The organism is Ruegeria sp. BH6 (assembly GCF_056538105.1).
In genome coordinates this window covers 18,990-35,393 of the sequence record NZ_JBQFSR010000002.1, presented here as the reverse complement: position 1 = coordinate 35,393, position 16,404 = coordinate 18,990, and the positions used below count along the sequence as shown (strand labels likewise).

Below are 16,404 nucleotides of genomic sequence, written 5' to 3'. Positions count from 1 at the left end.
AACCATGGGTCAAGGTAGAAACGCCGCCAGACCCTAAGGTGACCCATGTCTGACAAACCGGTTCACACATCGCAGCTGCAAAATCCTTTGTCCCTGGGCCAGAGGATCGCTGAACTGCAGGCGAGAAAGCCAGAATATATCAACCATGGCGAAGCCCTGCTGTTGCAAAGCACAGCTGCCGCGTCGCTGCGCGAGCAATTCCTGACCGGTGATCGAAGCTGGCTTGATGATTAAGTCAGCCGCGGAATCCCGTGGCGACAACAAATTTCTCGGAACTGTCAGACCGTGACGCAGGGGGCTTTACGTTTGCCACCTTTTCGAACTTTTGCTTCAACAACTTTTGCAGATCGCCCTCGGCCCCCCCGGCCAGAACCTTGGCGACAAACGTGCCGCCTTCTTCCAGCACGTCGAAGGCAAAATAGGCCGCGGTTTCGCACAGGGCCATGATCCGTAGGTGATCGGTTTGCTTATGCCCGGACGACGACGCCGCCATATCGGACATCACGACATCTGCCTTGCCGCCCAGCCAGGCTTTGACCATTTCGTCGGCATCGTCTTCCATGAAGTCCAGCACATGCGCCTCGGCACCTGCGACCGGTTCAACCTCTTGTAAGTCGACGCCCAGAACGGTTCCAATCCGTTTGCCAGATCGCTCGCCCAGCGCATTGACGCGTTTAACGGCTACCTGCAGCCAGCCACCGGGCGCACAACCCAGATCGACCACGCGCGCACCGGGAACGAGAAAGCGGAACTTGTCATCCAGTTCCAAAATCTTATAGGCCGCACGTCCGCGATAGCCATCCGCTTGCGCGCGCTTCACATACGGGTCGTTCAACTGCCGCTCAAGCCAACGGGTCGAGCTGAGCTTGCGCCCGCGCGCAGTCTTGACCTTGACCTTCAGGTCGCGCTGTCCGCGGCCCGAGTTGTTTTTGCCACTTGGTGTCTTCGCCATTAGAACGGTCCGTCTTCCAATACACCGTCCGCACTCATCTGCGCATAAAGCAGGCCTTCGCGCAGCCCACGATCCGCCACGGAAAGGCGGTCAGTGGGCCAGCAGCGAAGCAATGCCTGCAAAATGGCTGAGCCGGACATGATCAGGGCCTGCCGGTCATCGCCGATACGCGGATCTCGCCGCCGCCCCAGTGGGCCGAGTTCTAAGTATCCCCGTATGACTTTGTCAATCTGATCGCTGGTCATACGCAAACCGTCCACTTTGGTCCGGTCATAACGCTTTAGCCCCAGATGCGAGGCGGCCACGGTCGTTACCGTGCCGCTAGTACCGACAATCTGAAACCCTTCGCGGGCCTGTTCGTCCTTATAGGGGGCAAAATCGGCCAGGTTTTCTTCAAAAAACCAGCTCATCAGCGCGAAACGAGCCGAGTCGTCTTCGACATCATTGAACTGGTCACGCAGAGTGGCCACCCCCAACGGAACGCTGATCCAATCCACCACTTTTGCTGCCGGGAAAGGGCTATCGGCTGTATGAAACCCGTGGTGCAGCCGCATAATCGCCGCCGGACGGTCCCGACGCGGTACGGAAGAGACGTCGATCCACACCAACTCGGTCGAACCGCCGCCGATATCTACGACCAATAGCTGTTCGGTCTTGGTCGACACCAGCGGCGCGCACGAGATCACGGCCAGGCGGGCCTCTTCCTCGGGCTGGATGATTTCCAGAGTCAGGCCAGTCTCGCGTTTTACCTGCCGGATGAAGTCGCGAGAATTCTTGGCGCGCCGACAGGCCTCGGTCGCGACCAGGCGCATCCGTTTGACCTTGTTTCGCTTCAGTTTCTGCTGACAGATGCGCAGTGCCTGAATGGTGCGCGCCATCGACGACCGAGACAGCCGTCCGGTCCGTTCCAGCCCCGCGCCCAGTTGCACGGATTTGGAAAAGCTGTCTACCACATGAAACCCGCTACCCTTGGGTTGGGCTATCAACATGCGGCAGCTATTTGTTCCCAGATCCAGCGCCGCATATAACGCATCTGGATCGGGTCTTGCCGGCGCGGGGCTTTCGACCGCCTTGGGGAACGCGCCCGCACCTTTGGGACGCTTGGGCGCCATCTTCAACGCCCTCCGATTTTCGAGTTACCCCGACCATAGGTCGGCCAAATGTTTCGTGCAAGACGCTCATTAAAGTGATGAGTATTTTGATGTGCGCATTTGCGCGAGAATTGAGTACAAGCGCCGTATCCTGTGGGGGACAAAAACGTCGTTTGAAAGACTGCTTGTGTCGAAAATCGACCGACTTTGACCCATATAGAAGTCTAGAACCGATCCATCTGGTTAGGAGGAATCAACGGCAATGCCTGACGTCACCATCGTATACTGGCGCGATATTCCCGCCCAAGTCATCGTCGGCAAAGGCCGTCGTGGCGCAAAGCGGCAGTTGGAGGAGCGGTTCGAACAAGCCATCGACCGGGCTGCGATGAAAGTGAACGCCAAGGACAGCGATGCCTATCTGGCCGAGTGGCGCAAGGCCGAACCCTTTGCTGTCGAGGGCGACCCGTCCGAGATTGCCGAGGCCGAGGCCGTGCGTTTGGAAACGGAATACGATCAGGACCGCATCAAGGCTCTGATCGCCAATGACGGTTGGGCATGAGCCCAAAATCTATATGGGAGGCCGCAATGGCTTTGCTGAACTTCAAGAAACGTGATGCGGTCGAAAACGGCCCTGTGAATCCGACCGTCGAAGCCTTTTTGCAAGGCTATTCGATCGAGGTGATGCCGCGCACCGCCGAAAAAGTCGAAGATTTCCGCGCGCTGTTGCCCGAAGGCACCCGCGTTTACATCGCCCATATTGAGGGCACGCCCATCGAAGATATGGTCAAGACCGCCAAGCGGATCGCCGACGAAGGTTATCCGGTGATGCCCCATTTCCCGGCGCGGATCATCAAGGATGCCGCCACGCTGGAAAACTGGATCTCGATGTATCAGGGCGAAGCGGGCGTTGATCAAGCGCTGTTGCTGGCCGGTGGTGTCGCCAATCCGCACGGTGATTTCGACAGCTCGATGCAACTGCTGGAATCCGGCCTGTTCGACAAGGCAGGCTTCAAGCGTCTGCACGTGGCGGGCCACCCCGAGGGCAACAAGGACATCGACCCGGACGGCTCGACCAAGAATGTCGACGACGCGCTGCGTTGGAAGCAGAAATTCTCGGAAACCACCGATGCGGAAATGGCTCTGGCAACCCAGTTTGCTTTCGATGCTAAGCCGATCATCGCATGGGCCGACAGCCTGAAAGAAGCGGGCATCGATCTGCCGATCCATATCGGCATCGCGGGCCCGGCCAAGCTGCAGACCTTGATCAAATTCGCCATCGCCTGCGGTGTTGGCCCGTCGCTGAAGGTTCTGCAAAAACGCGCTATGGATGTCTCGAAGCTCTTGCTGCCGTATGAACCGACCGATGTTGTGACTGAGCTGGCCAACCACAAAGCGGCCAACCCGGATTTCAACATCACCAACGTACACTTCTTCCCACTTGGCGGCATCAAGACCAACGCCAACTGGGCGATCAATAACGGCGGCGCTTCGGCAAAGCCTGCAAACGCTTAAGGAACGGACATGACCCGTACAGTCGTAGAATCAAAAACAAAAACAGCCGTCCTGGGATTTGACGAACCGTTTTGCGTCATCGGAGAGCGGATCAACCCGACCGGTCGTAAAAAGCTGGCTGCAGAGCTGGAAGCGGGCGATTTCTCAACCGTTGAGAAAGACGCCATCGCACAGGTCGCCGCAGGGGCCACCGTGTTGGATATCAACGCAGGCGTTGTCTACAACTCGAACCCCAACCCGAACGAGACCGAGCCGCCGCTGATGCGCAAGATTGTCGAGCTGGTACAGGGGCTGGTCGATGTGCCGCTGTGCGTTGACTCCTCAGTTCCCGGCGCTTTGGAAGCGGGTTTGGAAGCCGCGGAAGGTCGTCCACTGCTGAACTCGGTCACCGGCGAAGAAGAGCGGTTGGAAATGGTTCTGCCGCTGGTCAAAAAGTACAACGTTCCAGTCGTTGCGATCTCGAACGACGACACCGGTATTTCCGAAGATCCCGATGTGCGGTTCGAGGTTGCCAAAAAGATCGTCGAGCGTGCCGCTGATTTCGGCATCCCGGCCCATGACATCGTCGTTGACCCGCTGGTTATGCCCATCGGTGCGATGGCAACCGCAGGCCAGCAGGTGTTCGCTCTGGTCCGTCGCCTGCGCGAGGAACTGGGCGTGAACACCACTTGCGGTGCGTCCAACATCTCGTTCGGTCTGCCGAACCGTCACGGCATCAATAACGCGTTCCTGCCGATGGCAATGGGCGCTGGCATGACCTCGGCGATTATGAACCCGGTCGCCTTGCCGGTGACGCAGAAAAAGATTGCCGAGAAGAAAGAGGCCGTCACAGCCGCTGGCATCATCCTGCCCGAAGGCATGGATGACGAGGCTTTCGTCCAGATGTTTGGCCTGGGTTCGACCAAACCGCGCGCTGGCAAGGAAATGGAGGCCATTCGTGCCGCCAACCTGCTGACCAATAACGACCCGCATGGCGGTGAGTGGATCAGGTTCAACAAAGCGCCGGACGAAGCTGGGGCCGCAGGCGCTGCTGGTGGCCGTCGCGGTGGTGGTCGTCGTCGCCGCGCGTCCTGAACCGGACACTATATACAGTGAAAAGGCTGGGCCTCGCGCCCAGCCTTTTTCGTTCTTGATACCAATCAAGGCTAAGGCGAGGGTGGCGGGTCAGACTGACTGGGACAGATGACGAAGGACCAGCGCAATCATGACCCGACATCACCCCCCAAAGCTCGCCGAAGCGGACTTGAACCTGAAATTGGGCAAGCAGAGCTATTTCAAGAAACTGGCCGAGTTGCAGGCGCAATTGGCGCTGATCCAACAGGCGTTTCTGTTTCACGGAACCAAGGGCGTGCTGGTCTTTGAAGGATGGGACGCGGCAGGCAAGGGCGGCACGATCCGACGGATCAGTCAGGCTCTGGATCCACGCAGTTTCAAAGTGTGGCCGATTGGGGCACCCCGGAACTATTATCTGAACCGTCACTACCTGTTGCGGTTTTGGGAGAGGTTGCCACCTCAAGGCGCGATCTCTGCCTTTGATCGCAGTTGGTATGGCCGGGTGCTGGTCGAACGGATCGAGAAGTTCACCCCGGAAGAGCGCTGGCGCGGAGCCTATCGCGAGATCAACGATTTCGAACGCATGCTGGTGGATGACGGCACCCGCATCGTAAAGCTGTTCTTTCACATTTCTCAGCAAGAACAGATGGAGCGGTTCACCGAACGCCTACGCAACCCGATGAAGCGGTGGAAACTGACCTATGAGGACTTTCGCAATCGCGAACGATGGGCCGAAGCAGAAGTTGCCGTAGATGAAATGTTGGCCCGTACCTCAACCGATGTCGCGCCATGGTGTGTGATCCCTGCCAACAACAAGAAATATGCAAGAATCAAAGCAATGCAGGCAATTGTTGACGCGTTTTCGAAAGATATCGACCTGAACCCGCAGCATCTGGATCAGCGCACGCTGGATGCGGCATGCGAGGCGCTGGATGTGGATCAATCCCTGATCGACGACCTGCGTGCCCGGACCGAGTAAAATGGGAGCTGAGATGGAAAGACGCTTGCGGTTAATCAATCGCCGGTGCTATTCAGCGCCACGCGGCGGGTATGATGTAATGGTAGCCTGTCAGCTTCCCAAGCTGAACGCGCGGGTTCGATTCCCGCTACCCGCTCCATAAAGCGCATACAAAAACCCCTTACTTTACGGGGCTATTTTCCGCATCAGTCCAGAGCCCTTGATTTTTAGTCCGGCGGCGTTCAGAACTATTTTTGAACAAATTTTGAACAAGGTAGGTGGATTTAGAATGAAGCTAAGTATTCTGGTTCCCGCCGCTGTAGTGTCCTTTTTGTCAACAGCGGCGTTCAGCGAGATTGTAACGAACGACCTAATCGCAAATCTGAAAAGTAACTCTGAAGAAATTCGAAACTCTTACAACCTCTATCTGAGAGGAACAAAGGAAGGTCTAATTTGGGCAAACTCTGATCTACAGTTTGCGGGGCGTCAGAAGTTGTTTTGCCAGCCGAGAAACCTTGCCCTTACCGACGAACAAGCTGCTTCAATTTTGGAACGGAAGGTAAACGAAATCCCTCAATTTGGGGAGATGTATGTGGGTGTTGTGTTGCTGCTTGCATTAAAGGACGTGTTCCCTTGTCCAGAATAGACCTGTCTAACAGAGCCAAACGTGATGCGCTAAAGCCCCGCACCAGCTACTATTCACACCCTTTGGGGTCCAAGTGTTATGTTCTGTTGCGGGTTGGCAAGCTGGGTCGCACATGGGGTGCACGGGTGCCGGGACAGCCCGACAAGGCACTTGGCCCGACGGAGGCTATGACGTTCGATGAAGTGGCCGCCACGGTCCGTAAAATGGCCTCAGACGGCCCGGAACAAATAGAGACGGCTAAGGCGACTATTGGGGACGCTCTGGACGCGTATGAACGCGCCTGCGGGATTACAAAGGGTACGCGTCCCATGGCGACGATCCGTAGTCACCTGAAACACATGAAAAGCCTTCGGTCACACCCGATCAGTCGGACGAGGCTTGCGACCCTGAACAAGTGGCGCGACGAACTGGTGGAACCGGGCAGGGGCATTGTGACCGTGAACAAGATTCGCGGAACGCTGGTTGCAGCGCTGTCGGCCTATGCGGTGGACGGGGAATGGCAGAAACTGCGCAAGCTGAAAGAGCCGGAAAAACCCGTGGACGAACAGGCGGCCATGTTTGAGCCGGAACAAGTGCGCGCGATCCTGTCCCATCTGGGTGAAGGCGATTTTCATGATTTTGTCAAAGGTCTGTGGTTGACCGGTGCACGACCCGGCGAATTGCGGGCCGCCAAGCGAACGGCGCTACGTGGGAAGGTGCTGACCCTTTCCGGCAAGACGGGACGGCGTGACATTGTCCTAACGCCCGGCGTTGCGGCGTTTTTTGTGGCCCGGCTGAAAAACGCAAAGACGCACCTGTTTGAGATAGATGGCAAGCCGATCAGTTCCGACATGTATCTGCGGCGCTGGGAAGACCTGCCGAACGATCTGACGGGCGGTGCTACCACCTATGCTCTGCGGCACGGTTTCATCACTCTAGCGCTGTACAGAAACGTTCCGATTTTTGCCGTTGCCAGCCACTGCGGAACTAGCCCGGAAATGATCCAGCAGACCTACGGTCACGTCATTGCGCACCTGCAAGCCAAGGCATTTGGGGCGTTAGAAAGCGATTTGCTGTAAATCCCTGGTATCGTCAAAATTTTTTTGAGAGCGGGTTTCGACGTTAACCCGCTCTTTTTTATGCATTTTAGCATATATGAAAAAAACCTATATGAAAATAGAGTAAAAACAATGGCTTGCGAGTCGTGCTTAACGGATGTTAACGATTCGTTATGGCGAAAAGGAGGCTATGAAAATGAACTGGGATTGGACGGAACAACCGACGCTGACGCAGTCGGAAAAAGCCGCCCAACTGGGGGTGCAACCACAGACATTGGCGTACCACCGGCGGCGCGGAACTGGCCCGGCATTCATCACGTTCGGTACGAACGCGCGCCGTTACTGGCCAGACCATCGGACACGGGCCGAACAATTGGAACAGTGCAATGATTGATACCGAGGCGCTGAACAAACAACTGGCCGCGACGGTCCGTCAGGCAGTGGTGGATCAAGCGAACCGGCTGCGGAATGAAATCGACCAGAACGAATTAGTCACGTCGATCCTGTGCAAGCCAGTAATGAACTTCCCAGAAGATGTGATTGCAGTTTTGGGAACTAGCAAATCCACGGCGTACGAATTGGCAAAGGCGGACGACTGGCCCGCCATGTCGGAGATTGCGCGCAAACGGTACGTGCGAACCGACGCATTCCTTTCATGGATGGATGGTCGGACCAAATGAATACTGCGGGCTAGGCGGGTCGGTAATCACATACCGGTCTGCACAGAACCCGGATCAGTTGTTGGCGCTCCTGATCCGACCGTCTGGGGACAAAAAAACAACCCGGCAGCGCGTGGGGCGCTAACCGGGTGAAACTATAACCTTACGAGGTCAGGTATATGAATACCCCAATTGCGTCTTTGACTGCAACCCCCGGCCATTTGGCCGAGGCATGGAATGCAGGCTTTCACGAAACCATCCCGGTCATTCCACCGGGGGCGGAACTTCACGAACACAGCCTTGTCGATCCAAAATCGACCGGCAAGGTTCCCGGCGAATTCTACCACGGGAAATGGGACGGCATGGGAAGCTGGCCTCAATACGTGATGAGCAAATACGCTCTGGAACGGTGGGACCGTCTTGGTGCGAATGTCGGACTGAAAATGGGCTACCGATGGGTGGGTCTGGACGTAGACGTGACCGACCCGGAACTTGCCGCTGCGATGCGCGCGCAGATCGACTTGTGGGGCGATGGTAACTATTTCGTCCGTGTGGGTGCCGCGCCTAAATTCATGGTCCTGTTCCGTATCCCGGCTGGTGAGACAGTCAAACGCCAGCGACAGCAATTCACTAAGGAAGGATGTGACACTCAACTGATCGAAGTTATGGGCGCTACGTCCAAGGGTCGACCATCGCAAGCCGTCATTCTAGGTACGCACCCATCAGGCAACCAGTACGAATGGTCACGTCAACTCATCGCGGATCAGGTGCCGGAATGCAGTCAGGAACAGGTCACATTCATGGCCGAAGAACTGGCCGCGATTGCAGAGGCCCGTGGCTGGACCAAAGGCAAGCTGCGCACTGTCAACCCATCCGACGGAACTGGTTCAAATCTGGGACCGAAGCCACATGACCCGACCCTTGTCGAACCCATCGCGGACCTGATCAAGAACGATAACCTGACGTGGGAAGATTGGAAGTTTCTGGGTATCGCAATCAAGAATGCAGCCGGATCGGCTGGGTGGTCCGCGTTCGCCCGGTTTTCGGAACGCTGCCCTGAAAAATACGACGCGGCAGTGACCAAGCGGGAATGGGATGGGATCGACCCGGACGGCGGCAATGGCTTCGGCAAGCTGGTCTATTGGGCACGGCAGTCCTGCGGGGGTCAGCTACCCGGCGATCTGGACGGGCGTGTGCGGACCGGTATGCGGCTGCAACAGGCAGAAATCGCCGGTATGCCGCAGGACGCCCCAGTGATGGCTCTACCACCCGGCGTGACGCTACCGGCACCTAATGCCCCTGTCATGCCTCAGACGACTGCTGCGGTGCCTCAGGGCGCACTGGTGCCGGGCATCGACCACACGTACAACGCTGACGGCGATCTGGTGCCGAACCAAGCGAACGTCGTATCGCTTTTAAACAACATGGACATGTGGGCCGGTGCGTTTGCCTTCAACACGTTCACGGGTCGAACGGTCATTACAAAGCAGCTACCTGGTATTGCCCGTGCGAACGACATGGGGCGCGAACTGGAAGACAGCGATTACAACCGCGTCCATTGGTGGTTCCAAACCTACATGTTCGCCAAGATCGGCATCGGTGACGTCATCCGTGCGGTTGACCTTGTTGCTTCCATGAACCGAATGGACCCGTTACGCGACTATCTGGACGGCCTGCAATGGGACGGTACGCCCCGCATTGGGTCGTGGCTGACGACCTATTGTAAGCCCGAACGGATGGACCCGGAACATCTGCATTACCTGTCCCAGATCGGGCGCAAGTGGATGATCGGCGCGGTTGCCAGAGGATTACAGCCCGGCTGTAAAATGGACAATTCGCTGCTGTTCGAAGGTCCGCAGGGTGTCGGCAAATCATCCGCTCTGGCCGCACTCTGCCCAAACCCGAAATGGTTCGGTGACAGTCTGCCCGACTTCCACACCAAAGACGCATCGGACTACCTGCGCGGCAGGTGGATCATTGAAATGGCCGAACTGACGCAAGTACATCGCGGTCAGCTAGAAGCCATGCGGTCGTTTCTGACACGTCAGGTGGAAAGGTTCCGGCCGCCGTACGGTCGGACGGAAATAGAGTATGAGCGCCAATGCGTGTTCGCAGGATCGACGAACCGGGACGACTACCTGAAAGACCCGGCAGGCGAACGCCGGTTCTGGATTGTTCGAACGTCCGGCCAGCAATTCGATATTGAAGGACTGAAAGCCGTCCGCGATCAGCTATGGGCCGAAGCGGTCCACGCGTACCGTCAGGACGAACGCTGGACGCTGGATGTGCAGGCGAACGCTGTGGCGCTGGCAGAGCAACAGAAACGTGTTGAGCGCGACCCATGGGCGGAATTGCTGGAACTAAACCTGTCGAGCTATCCAGAAGTGACGACCCTGCGGTGTTTCGAAATTCTGTCCATCTCGCCAGAGAAACAGACGACAGCGGTAGCCCGGCGCGTGTCCACCGTGTTGAAGTCCATCGGCTTCAAACCCGGCGGACGTGTAAGAGCGGGCAGCGGAAAGACCACCAAGTTCGTACGCTGAACATATAGAAGTGCTAGCTATATGAGACGGGCCGTTTTGGCCCGTTTTTTTGTGGGACAGATGGGTGGGACAGATGGGTCCGATTTTAGCACATATATCCGATTACCCATATCTCAGGACAGATGGGACAGATAAATATGACATAGGGAACTTTATGTACTTTTTGTTATTAAATTACGGGTGGTTAACCATATACTAAAATGCCTATAACCCCCATCTGTCCCACCCATCTGTCCCACTATCTGTCCCACCATCTGTCCCACTGCTGTAGAGTCTATAGGATTCATCTGTCCCATCTGTCCCATCCGGCTAAATGAGGGGTACATTTAAACTGAATTCATATATCTTTTATTCCTATAAGTTGTATATAATTCATGGATGGGAATTGCGGTACATGCGGAGCAATTACGGACCGCTTCGGACCGAATTAGAACGTCGCATTTTGATACGCTAACGCGTGGCAATCCTGCTGATGACAGCACACGTCCCGGCCCACGCGTCAGTTCAGAGATTTAGCATAAATGTATGACACATATATGCTTTCACGCCACCACCCCGCCAACAACTGCCGCAGGTTGCACCAATTAGGGGCGGGGTGTGTCGAAACATTGCATTAGGGGTCCGCACCGATCTGGGGACGCGATCTTAAAGGCTAATTGCAAAAATACCCTACGTTACCGCATATAGAAAACCGCGCTTGATTTGCGGTTACTTCGACGCGAAAATGGTCCGTAACAAGACCGAATAATTCGGAATATGGGCAGCCATGACGAATAAAGACAGAAAACAAAGAAGTGACAGTATTGCGGGCCAATTACAGGCGACGCGATCTGCGGCTGCACCGGAAAAGGGTTGCCCGGAATTGCCGGGAATTGAGTTGCTAGGGACTTATGGTCGAGAAAGCCTTGAACGCCTCTACAATGTCCGGCCAGACGGATGGTCACAGGCCGATCTGCTGTTGTTGGTCGATCTGGCCGTGACCGAAGAACAGTTACGCACACAGCGCATGGTGGCCCAGATGGTGCCGACGGTTGTGACGCTTTCAAACGGCGTCACGGCCCGGCACCCGATCCACGCCGTTGTGGCTGATCTGCAAAAACAGAAGCGTGACCTATGCCGTGACCTTGGCATCCGGTCGAAGGATGGCGCACCGGCGGCACTGGCACACACCACACCCGCAACCGAAGCCACACCTGCAACGGATCGATCCGGTGGGTTTGAAGCATGGCTGGACGCACAGATGGAGTCGCATGGTGGACACTGACATTACACAGGCTGAACTGGAACGGGCCATGGGCGGTCCGATCCGCTGGCCGTCCTGCCCGATCAAGAGTATGGCGCTGGCCTGTTTTCTGAACGACCGACTGGCCGCTTTTGTCGATCCAGAACGGTTGCGTATGGCGTGGCTGATGGGATCGTTCGGCAATTCCGAGACAGACACCAAGTTTCAGGCTGCCAGCAGATGGCTGGCCGACCTGAACGGGCGGCACCGGGCGCTTGACGCACCGCAAGGCATGCCCGGCGTCATGCAGATACTGCGTGGCGACTGGCCGACAGACAGAAGGGATTACAGGTTTGCGAAAGAGGCCGCCTAAACATGTCCGGGCTGCAAAAGATGTTGGAAAAGGCACAGCAAGTCCGGCACCGGTTCCGAAAAGCTATGACAGAACCGGCATTCCGTCGGTAAAACAAGCTTCAATACAACGTCGGGGACTGACCGATAGAGGACAGTGATATGGGGTGTCAGTTTGCCCCGATCACGTGGCTTTTGAGATTGAATAACGGATGGCAACGGAAATCACAGTGACTCATGAGAATACCGTGATCAGTTTGCGAGATTTGAAAGAGGCGGTTGGAACGCATTTCTTCGTCTGGTCGATGCTGGAAAGGCGAATGAAGCAGGTGTTGTGTGAACTTGATGCGGACGGCACATCGCAGCCGGTGCACGGTGTTTCACGAACACTCGACCGATGGAGGCAGTTACACAAAGCGGTGACAGCAAGTAATCCTGAGCATCTCGAATTTGTCGACGAAGTTTTCGCCATTATGGCCGACGGTTTACTCATGCGGAACCGTATCGCACATGGAATTTCAGGTTTTAACGCAGAAGGCGGAACCGCATCAAACGTGTTCATCAGAACCGAGTTGAACGGCAAGGTACACGAAATTACCTACGAAGCCTTGGAGTCGACCAACAATCTGCTGGGTTACATCGCATCCCATTTGGATCGCATTTCAAGTGCAGTGCTCAACCAAAATGCCTCAGGAGCCGCGAATATTTACGCAGACGTTCGTAACAGTCTTCGTAAATATCGAGTTCTAGTGTCCGCAATTCCAGATCGTAAACCACCTGGTATCTGAATTTCGAGCATACAATATATTGTGTAAATGTATGCGCGAAACGATTGCATATACTATATATAGACGAATCACTTTGTCCGTCGTAGCGTTGTCTCACCTTGAATAGTGGGACCGGACGACATGACCGCATTAACTTTAAAGACCGCGCCAACCCGAGCGCGTAAGCTGGTCAAAGCTTCCGGGTTTATCCGGGCAACTCTCAACAAATGTAGCCACGCTGAACAGGACGGCACACAGGGCGCGACACGCGAACGGGAAACCGTAACCGCTGAATTCGCCCGTGACATTGCAGCCTGTGAGCGCGCGATTGCGGATACAGAAGCCAAGGCGGACGCGTTCGACCGTGCCGCCTTGGTGCTGCGATCCGGCCACGTGACCTTGGAACGGACCGGCCCCGTTGGGCTGGCCTGTAAGCTGGTCCGTTGGGGTGCGTCCGATGAGACCCGGCAGGCATTGGCTGAAAAACTGTCACACGCCGCACAGCGCGCCCGTCAGAGCGCCGAAAAGGCGCAAGACCGGCTGGATGACAACAACGCCGATCTGGCCGCTACGGCGTCCCTTGGTGCGTATCTGGCTGAACTGAAATCAGCGCGGTTCAAACCGACCCGTAAGACCGAACGGCTCCGCAAGTCCTACAACACATGGCGCGGAGTCGCCGGGAAGGTGAAGCAATGAAGAACCCCTTTAGAAGTGCCACCGAACAGCGGGCAGCACCGGCACCAGCCTCGTCAGGCCGCATGCCGCATAAGCAGTTAGACATGATTGCGCGTGTGATCGCCAAGACGGTTGTCCCGCTGGAAAAGCGCATTTTTGAACTGGAAAAGGCATTGGAAGTCGAAATTGCTAAGGACGCCAAAGCTCTGTCCGACGATGTAGGCGCGTTTCTGGATGACCTGACACCCGGCGAACGCCGCGCCATGGAAGCCACCAAGGCATTCCATGCAAAAGGCGGTACCGAATGAAACCGCAGACCGTAATAGGCGCAATCATCGGCACCATGCCCGGCGCAATCAAGTCGCTGCGCACCAAATACAAGGCCGATCTGATCGTTGGCGGTGTACCGGCTGACCGTGTGGACGATCTGGCCGAACGCATGCTGGCCGACCACTTCCACGAAACATTCGCACAGTTCGAAGCCGACCACGGCGAACACATGGCGAAACGCTATCGCGCACAGGCCGCGAAGCTGATCCAAGGAGTTTACGACTATGAATAAACCGCTTTTGAAACAGTCGAGTCCTTTGCATGACGACGCACTGGAACAGAAAGGTTTGCGGGCGCTAAAAGAGCAGGCATACGCCGAAGCCTTCGATGTCCGCGCGAAGGCATTGCAAGACGACATTCAGAACTTGCCCAGCCTGAAAGATCAGGTAGCAACCCTGACCGGCCAGATCGCGGGCATGGAACGTGCCATGGCCCGTCCGCTGGCCGTCACCGCGACCACCAAGACACCAGCCAAACCCAAAGGCACTGTGGCCCGTCCAGACCTGATCAAGTGTTTGTCTGCGGGCATGACGGCAGAGTTCATGCACAAGGTCAAACGCCGCAGCGTGGACAAGACGCTGGCAACCCTGCTGCCCGGCGATCACCACAAGTTCAGTCGAGAAGTCGCCAAGGCGGCAACCGATCCGGCCACTACGACCAGCCCCGGATGGGCGGCGGAACTGGTGCAGAACGACGTTCTGGCATTCTGGAAAGCAATGGAACCGGTCAGCGTGATCGGTGCGCTTGTGGCGCGTGGTCTGGTTACCCCGTTCGGCTTCAATGACGCCGGGTCCGTATCCGTGCCGAAGCGGGCCGAAGGCGACCGTGGATTGACGCCGCAATGGATCAGTGAAGCCCAGCCTATCCCGGTTCTGGAAGGGTCGCTGACGAGCCAGAGCCTGACACCGCACAAGCTGGCTGCGATCACGATATTCAGCAACGAACTGGCGAACACCAGCGTTCCGAATATCGCTGGTCTGGCAGAACAATTCATCAAAGACGATTTGTCCGTGGCTCTGGATGGCAAGCTGTTGTCTGCGGACGTTGCGGTGGCCGGTGTGTCGCCTGTCGGGCTACTGAACGGCGTAACGCCCATCACACCCGGCACCGGGCCGCTGGACGACCTGAAAGCGCTGCTGGCTGCCATGGTGGCGATCCGGGCCAAGCGTCCCGTGTTCCTGCTGGATACGATGACCGCAATCGCGCTGGAATACTACGTGGACCACGGCCTGTTCCTGTTCCGCGATGAAATGCGGGCCGGTCGTCTAATGGGCTTGCCATTCATTGTGTCCGACAATGTGACCGGCATCGTCGCGCTGGATGCCGCATCGCTCATCCTCGCACCGGGTTTGCCCGAGACGGACAGCAGCGGGACGGCATCGGTCGTGATGGACGATCAGCCCGGCCAAGTGTCGGACGGGCAAGAGGTCCGCAGCACTTACCAGGTAAACGGAACCGCCCTGCGTGTGATCCAGCACGGCATTGGTTGGGCGCTGCTGCAAACAGGTGCGATTGCCACTGTAACCGCGCCGAGTTGGCTCTGATGTTTGAACAGGTCGCAAATACCGGTTTGAAACTGGCCGTCGAAAAGGACGATCAGAACCGGCCAATCGCAACCGTAATGGACTATCGCGGCAACGTCGTGGCGACAGCTACCCGGCAGTGCGTGACGCATTACGGCAATCCAACACTGGACCTGATCGCACGCATTCAGACCGCGCTGGTCCCCTATGAAGAAAGGATCAAGACATGACCCCGAAACACGTGGAAGACCTCCTGCGGGCGATAATCGAAAAAAAGGCTGGTCGCCAGTTCACCGACGAGCAATGGGAAAAAGAAAAGGCGGAAATGTTCGCGGTACTGAACGGTCCTAACGCCGAAGCCGAACTGCGTGAAAAGGTCAGCGCCGAACTGGACCGTCTTGCCGTGTTGGACGGCAAGATCAGGGATGCGACTGAAAAGGCGGGCGTTCGCGCCAAGCTGGAAGACCGAATTGGACAACCCCTGACCGACGAGCAATGGGAAAAAGCAAAGTTCGAACTGGTCCGTGCGGTCCGTGCAAAGTTGGAGGCAGCCTGATGGCCTATAAGGAACTCGGCGGCAACCCGCAGGGGCGTTTGCGCGCGACCCGTGCCAGCTTGGACGACCGCCTGCCGACAGAGCAAATCGAAGCCCGCATTGAAAGTTTACGGTCTGCTGGTCTGCACACGGCTGCTGCCAGCCTGCAACGTTCGCTGGACGCGCGTCATGGATGATCCAACCGTTGAATATCTGGCCGCTGAACTGGAAGAAGCCCTGCAACCGTTCGCGGATGCAGGGTGGCACGTGTCGATCTGTGGCAATTGGATCGACGCAAATCACGTCGGCCTTATTGCAGTCGTGGACGCTGTGCCGGTGCTGAACCTGCGGGTGTTTGCGTCCTGTGACGGTTCACGTGAATTTCTGATGCAGGAACTGTGGAACCATCGGTTTGATCTGGTCCGGTGGCTGCGACACTTTCGAGCCAACGCGCAAAGTCTCGGGCGGTTTCTGGCCGTGCGTCGTCCGTCATGGGTGGAACCTCTTACTGTGGTGGATTAGCGGAAACGACTAATGGCATTAGTGCCAA

Annotated in this window: 23 protein-coding genes and 1 tRNA gene; 22 read left to right on the top strand and 2 right to left on the bottom strand. The window is 56.7% G+C overall.

The genetic code is table 11. The annotated features are described in order from the left end of the window. Nucleotides 1-45: 45 nt before the first annotated feature. The gene (locus ACR0B8_RS05385) at nucleotides 46-234 is read left to right on the top strand and encodes a hypothetical protein (protein ID WP_170348776.1); all 189 of its coding nucleotides are present in this window, start codon (nucleotides 46-48) and stop codon (nucleotides 232-234) included. Nucleotide 235: 1 nt separating this feature from the next. Here the strand turns inward: ACR0B8_RS05385 and ACR0B8_RS05380 are convergent, their stop codons facing one another. Together ACR0B8_RS05380 and ACR0B8_RS05375 are read right to left on the bottom strand one after the other, a co-directional pair. Further along, entirely contained in the window at nucleotides 236-952 is a 717-nt protein-coding gene (locus ACR0B8_RS05380) for an RlmE family RNA methyltransferase (protein ID WP_170348775.1), read from the bottom strand. After that, on the bottom strand, nucleotides 952-2,064 hold the full coding sequence (locus ACR0B8_RS05375; protein ID WP_170358558.1) for a Ppx/GppA phosphatase family protein: 1,113 nt from the start codon (nucleotides 2,062-2,064) through the stop codon (nucleotides 952-954). Before ACR0B8_RS05375 ends, ACR0B8_RS05380 begins: the two co-directional genes overlap by 1 nt. A 241-nt stretch (nucleotides 2,065-2,305) precedes the next feature. Between ACR0B8_RS05375 and ACR0B8_RS05370 the strand changes: the two genes are divergently transcribed. The 21 genes from ACR0B8_RS05370 (at nucleotide 2,306) to ACR0B8_RS05270 (ending at nucleotide 16,376) form a co-directional block, all read left to right on the top strand. Further along, nucleotides 2,306-2,602, top strand: coding sequence for a virulence factor (locus ACR0B8_RS05370; protein ID WP_170324990.1), 297 nt, complete (start codon nucleotides 2,306-2,308; stop codon nucleotides 2,600-2,602). Nucleotides 2,603-2,628: 26 nt separating this feature from the next. Then, nucleotides 2,629-3,555 carry a methylenetetrahydrofolate reductase gene (locus ACR0B8_RS05365; RefSeq protein WP_170409947.1) on the top strand — a complete coding sequence of 309 codons (927 nt, stop codon included), beginning with the start codon at nucleotides 2,629-2,631 and terminating at the stop codon, nucleotides 3,553-3,555. Between the two features lie 9 nt (nucleotides 3,556-3,564). Next, nucleotides 3,565-4,629 (top strand): methyltetrahydrofolate cobalamin methyltransferase, encoded by a 1,065-nt coding sequence (locus ACR0B8_RS05360; RefSeq protein ID WP_170348771.1) that lies wholly within the window; start codon nucleotides 3,565-3,567, stop codon nucleotides 4,627-4,629. 130 nt (nucleotides 4,630-4,759) lie between these two features. After that, nucleotides 4,760-5,587, top strand: a complete 828-nt coding sequence (locus ACR0B8_RS05355; protein WP_226688426.1) for a polyphosphate kinase 2 family protein — start codon at nucleotides 4,760-4,762, stop codon at nucleotides 5,585-5,587. Between the two features lie 65 nt (nucleotides 5,588-5,652). Further along, a tRNA-Gly gene (locus ACR0B8_RS05350) sits at nucleotides 5,653-5,726 on the top strand. 129 nt (nucleotides 5,727-5,855) lie between these two features. Next, nucleotides 5,856-6,212 carry a hypothetical protein gene (locus ACR0B8_RS05345; RefSeq protein ID WP_480658214.1) on the top strand — a complete coding sequence of 119 codons (357 nt, stop codon included), beginning with the start codon at nucleotides 5,856-5,858 and terminating at the stop codon, nucleotides 6,210-6,212. Continuing rightward, nucleotides 6,200-7,270, top strand: coding sequence for a tyrosine-type recombinase/integrase (locus ACR0B8_RS05340; RefSeq protein WP_480658215.1), 1,071 nt, complete (start codon nucleotides 6,200-6,202; stop codon nucleotides 7,268-7,270). Before ACR0B8_RS05345 ends, ACR0B8_RS05340 begins: the two co-directional genes overlap by 13 nt. A gap of 175 nt (nucleotides 7,271-7,445) precedes the next feature. Beyond that, on the top strand, nucleotides 7,446-7,643 hold the full coding sequence (locus tag ACR0B8_RS05335) for a hypothetical protein (protein WP_480658217.1): 198 nt from the start codon (nucleotides 7,446-7,448) through the stop codon (nucleotides 7,641-7,643). Continuing rightward, entirely contained in the window at nucleotides 7,636-7,929 is a 294-nt protein-coding gene (locus ACR0B8_RS05330; RefSeq protein ID WP_480658218.1) for a helix-turn-helix domain-containing protein, read from the top strand. Before ACR0B8_RS05335 ends, ACR0B8_RS05330 begins: the two co-directional genes overlap by 8 nt. A 158-nt stretch (nucleotides 7,930-8,087) precedes the next feature. Continuing rightward, nucleotides 8,088-10,451, top strand: a complete 2,364-nt coding sequence (locus tag ACR0B8_RS05325; RefSeq protein WP_480658220.1) for a VapE domain-containing protein — start codon at nucleotides 8,088-8,090, stop codon at nucleotides 10,449-10,451. 766 nt (nucleotides 10,452-11,217) lie between these two features. Continuing rightward, a complete protein-coding gene (locus ACR0B8_RS05320; protein WP_480658222.1) occupies nucleotides 11,218-11,715 on the top strand; it encodes a hypothetical protein in 498 nt (165 codons plus the stop codon). Further along, nucleotides 11,702-12,046, top strand: coding sequence for a hypothetical protein (locus ACR0B8_RS05315; RefSeq protein WP_480658224.1), 345 nt, complete (start codon nucleotides 11,702-11,704; stop codon nucleotides 12,044-12,046). The genes ACR0B8_RS05320 and ACR0B8_RS05315 overlap by 14 nt, the downstream gene beginning before the upstream one ends. Nucleotides 12,047-12,236: 190 nt before the next feature. Then, nucleotides 12,237-12,812, top strand: a complete 576-nt coding sequence (locus ACR0B8_RS05310) for a hypothetical protein (RefSeq protein WP_480658226.1) — start codon at nucleotides 12,237-12,239, stop codon at nucleotides 12,810-12,812. A gap of 120 nt (nucleotides 12,813-12,932) precedes the next feature. Then, nucleotides 12,933-13,487 (top strand): hypothetical protein, encoded by a 555-nt coding sequence (locus ACR0B8_RS05305; RefSeq protein WP_480658228.1) that lies wholly within the window; start codon nucleotides 12,933-12,935, stop codon nucleotides 13,485-13,487. Beyond that, nucleotides 13,484-13,774 (top strand): hypothetical protein, encoded by a 291-nt coding sequence (locus ACR0B8_RS05300; protein ID WP_480658230.1) that lies wholly within the window; start codon nucleotides 13,484-13,486, stop codon nucleotides 13,772-13,774. The genes ACR0B8_RS05305 and ACR0B8_RS05300 overlap by 4 nt, the downstream gene beginning before the upstream one ends. Next, a complete protein-coding gene (locus ACR0B8_RS05295) occupies nucleotides 13,771-14,028 on the top strand; it encodes a hypothetical protein (protein WP_480658232.1) in 258 nt (85 codons plus the stop codon). The genes ACR0B8_RS05300 and ACR0B8_RS05295 overlap by 4 nt, the downstream gene beginning before the upstream one ends. After that, the gene (locus ACR0B8_RS05290; protein WP_480658234.1) at nucleotides 14,021-15,340 is read left to right on the top strand and encodes a phage major capsid protein; all 1,320 of its coding nucleotides are present in this window, start codon (nucleotides 14,021-14,023) and stop codon (nucleotides 15,338-15,340) included. The genes ACR0B8_RS05295 and ACR0B8_RS05290 overlap by 8 nt, the downstream gene beginning before the upstream one ends. After that, on the top strand, nucleotides 15,340-15,549 hold the full coding sequence (locus ACR0B8_RS05285; protein WP_480658236.1) for a hypothetical protein: 210 nt from the start codon (nucleotides 15,340-15,342) through the stop codon (nucleotides 15,547-15,549). The genes ACR0B8_RS05290 and ACR0B8_RS05285 overlap by 1 nt, the downstream gene beginning before the upstream one ends. Next, on the top strand, nucleotides 15,546-15,875 hold the full coding sequence (locus tag ACR0B8_RS05280; RefSeq protein ID WP_480658238.1) for a hypothetical protein: 330 nt from the start codon (nucleotides 15,546-15,548) through the stop codon (nucleotides 15,873-15,875). Before ACR0B8_RS05285 ends, ACR0B8_RS05280 begins: the two co-directional genes overlap by 4 nt. Next, nucleotides 15,875-16,051 (top strand): hypothetical protein, encoded by a 177-nt coding sequence (locus tag ACR0B8_RS05275; protein WP_480658240.1) that lies wholly within the window; start codon nucleotides 15,875-15,877, stop codon nucleotides 16,049-16,051. Before ACR0B8_RS05280 ends, ACR0B8_RS05275 begins: the two co-directional genes overlap by 1 nt. Then, nucleotides 16,044-16,376 (top strand): hypothetical protein, encoded by a 333-nt coding sequence (locus ACR0B8_RS05270; RefSeq protein ID WP_480658242.1) that lies wholly within the window; start codon nucleotides 16,044-16,046, stop codon nucleotides 16,374-16,376. Before ACR0B8_RS05275 ends, ACR0B8_RS05270 begins: the two co-directional genes overlap by 8 nt. The last annotated feature ends 28 nt before the right edge of the window (nucleotides 16,377-16,404 follow it).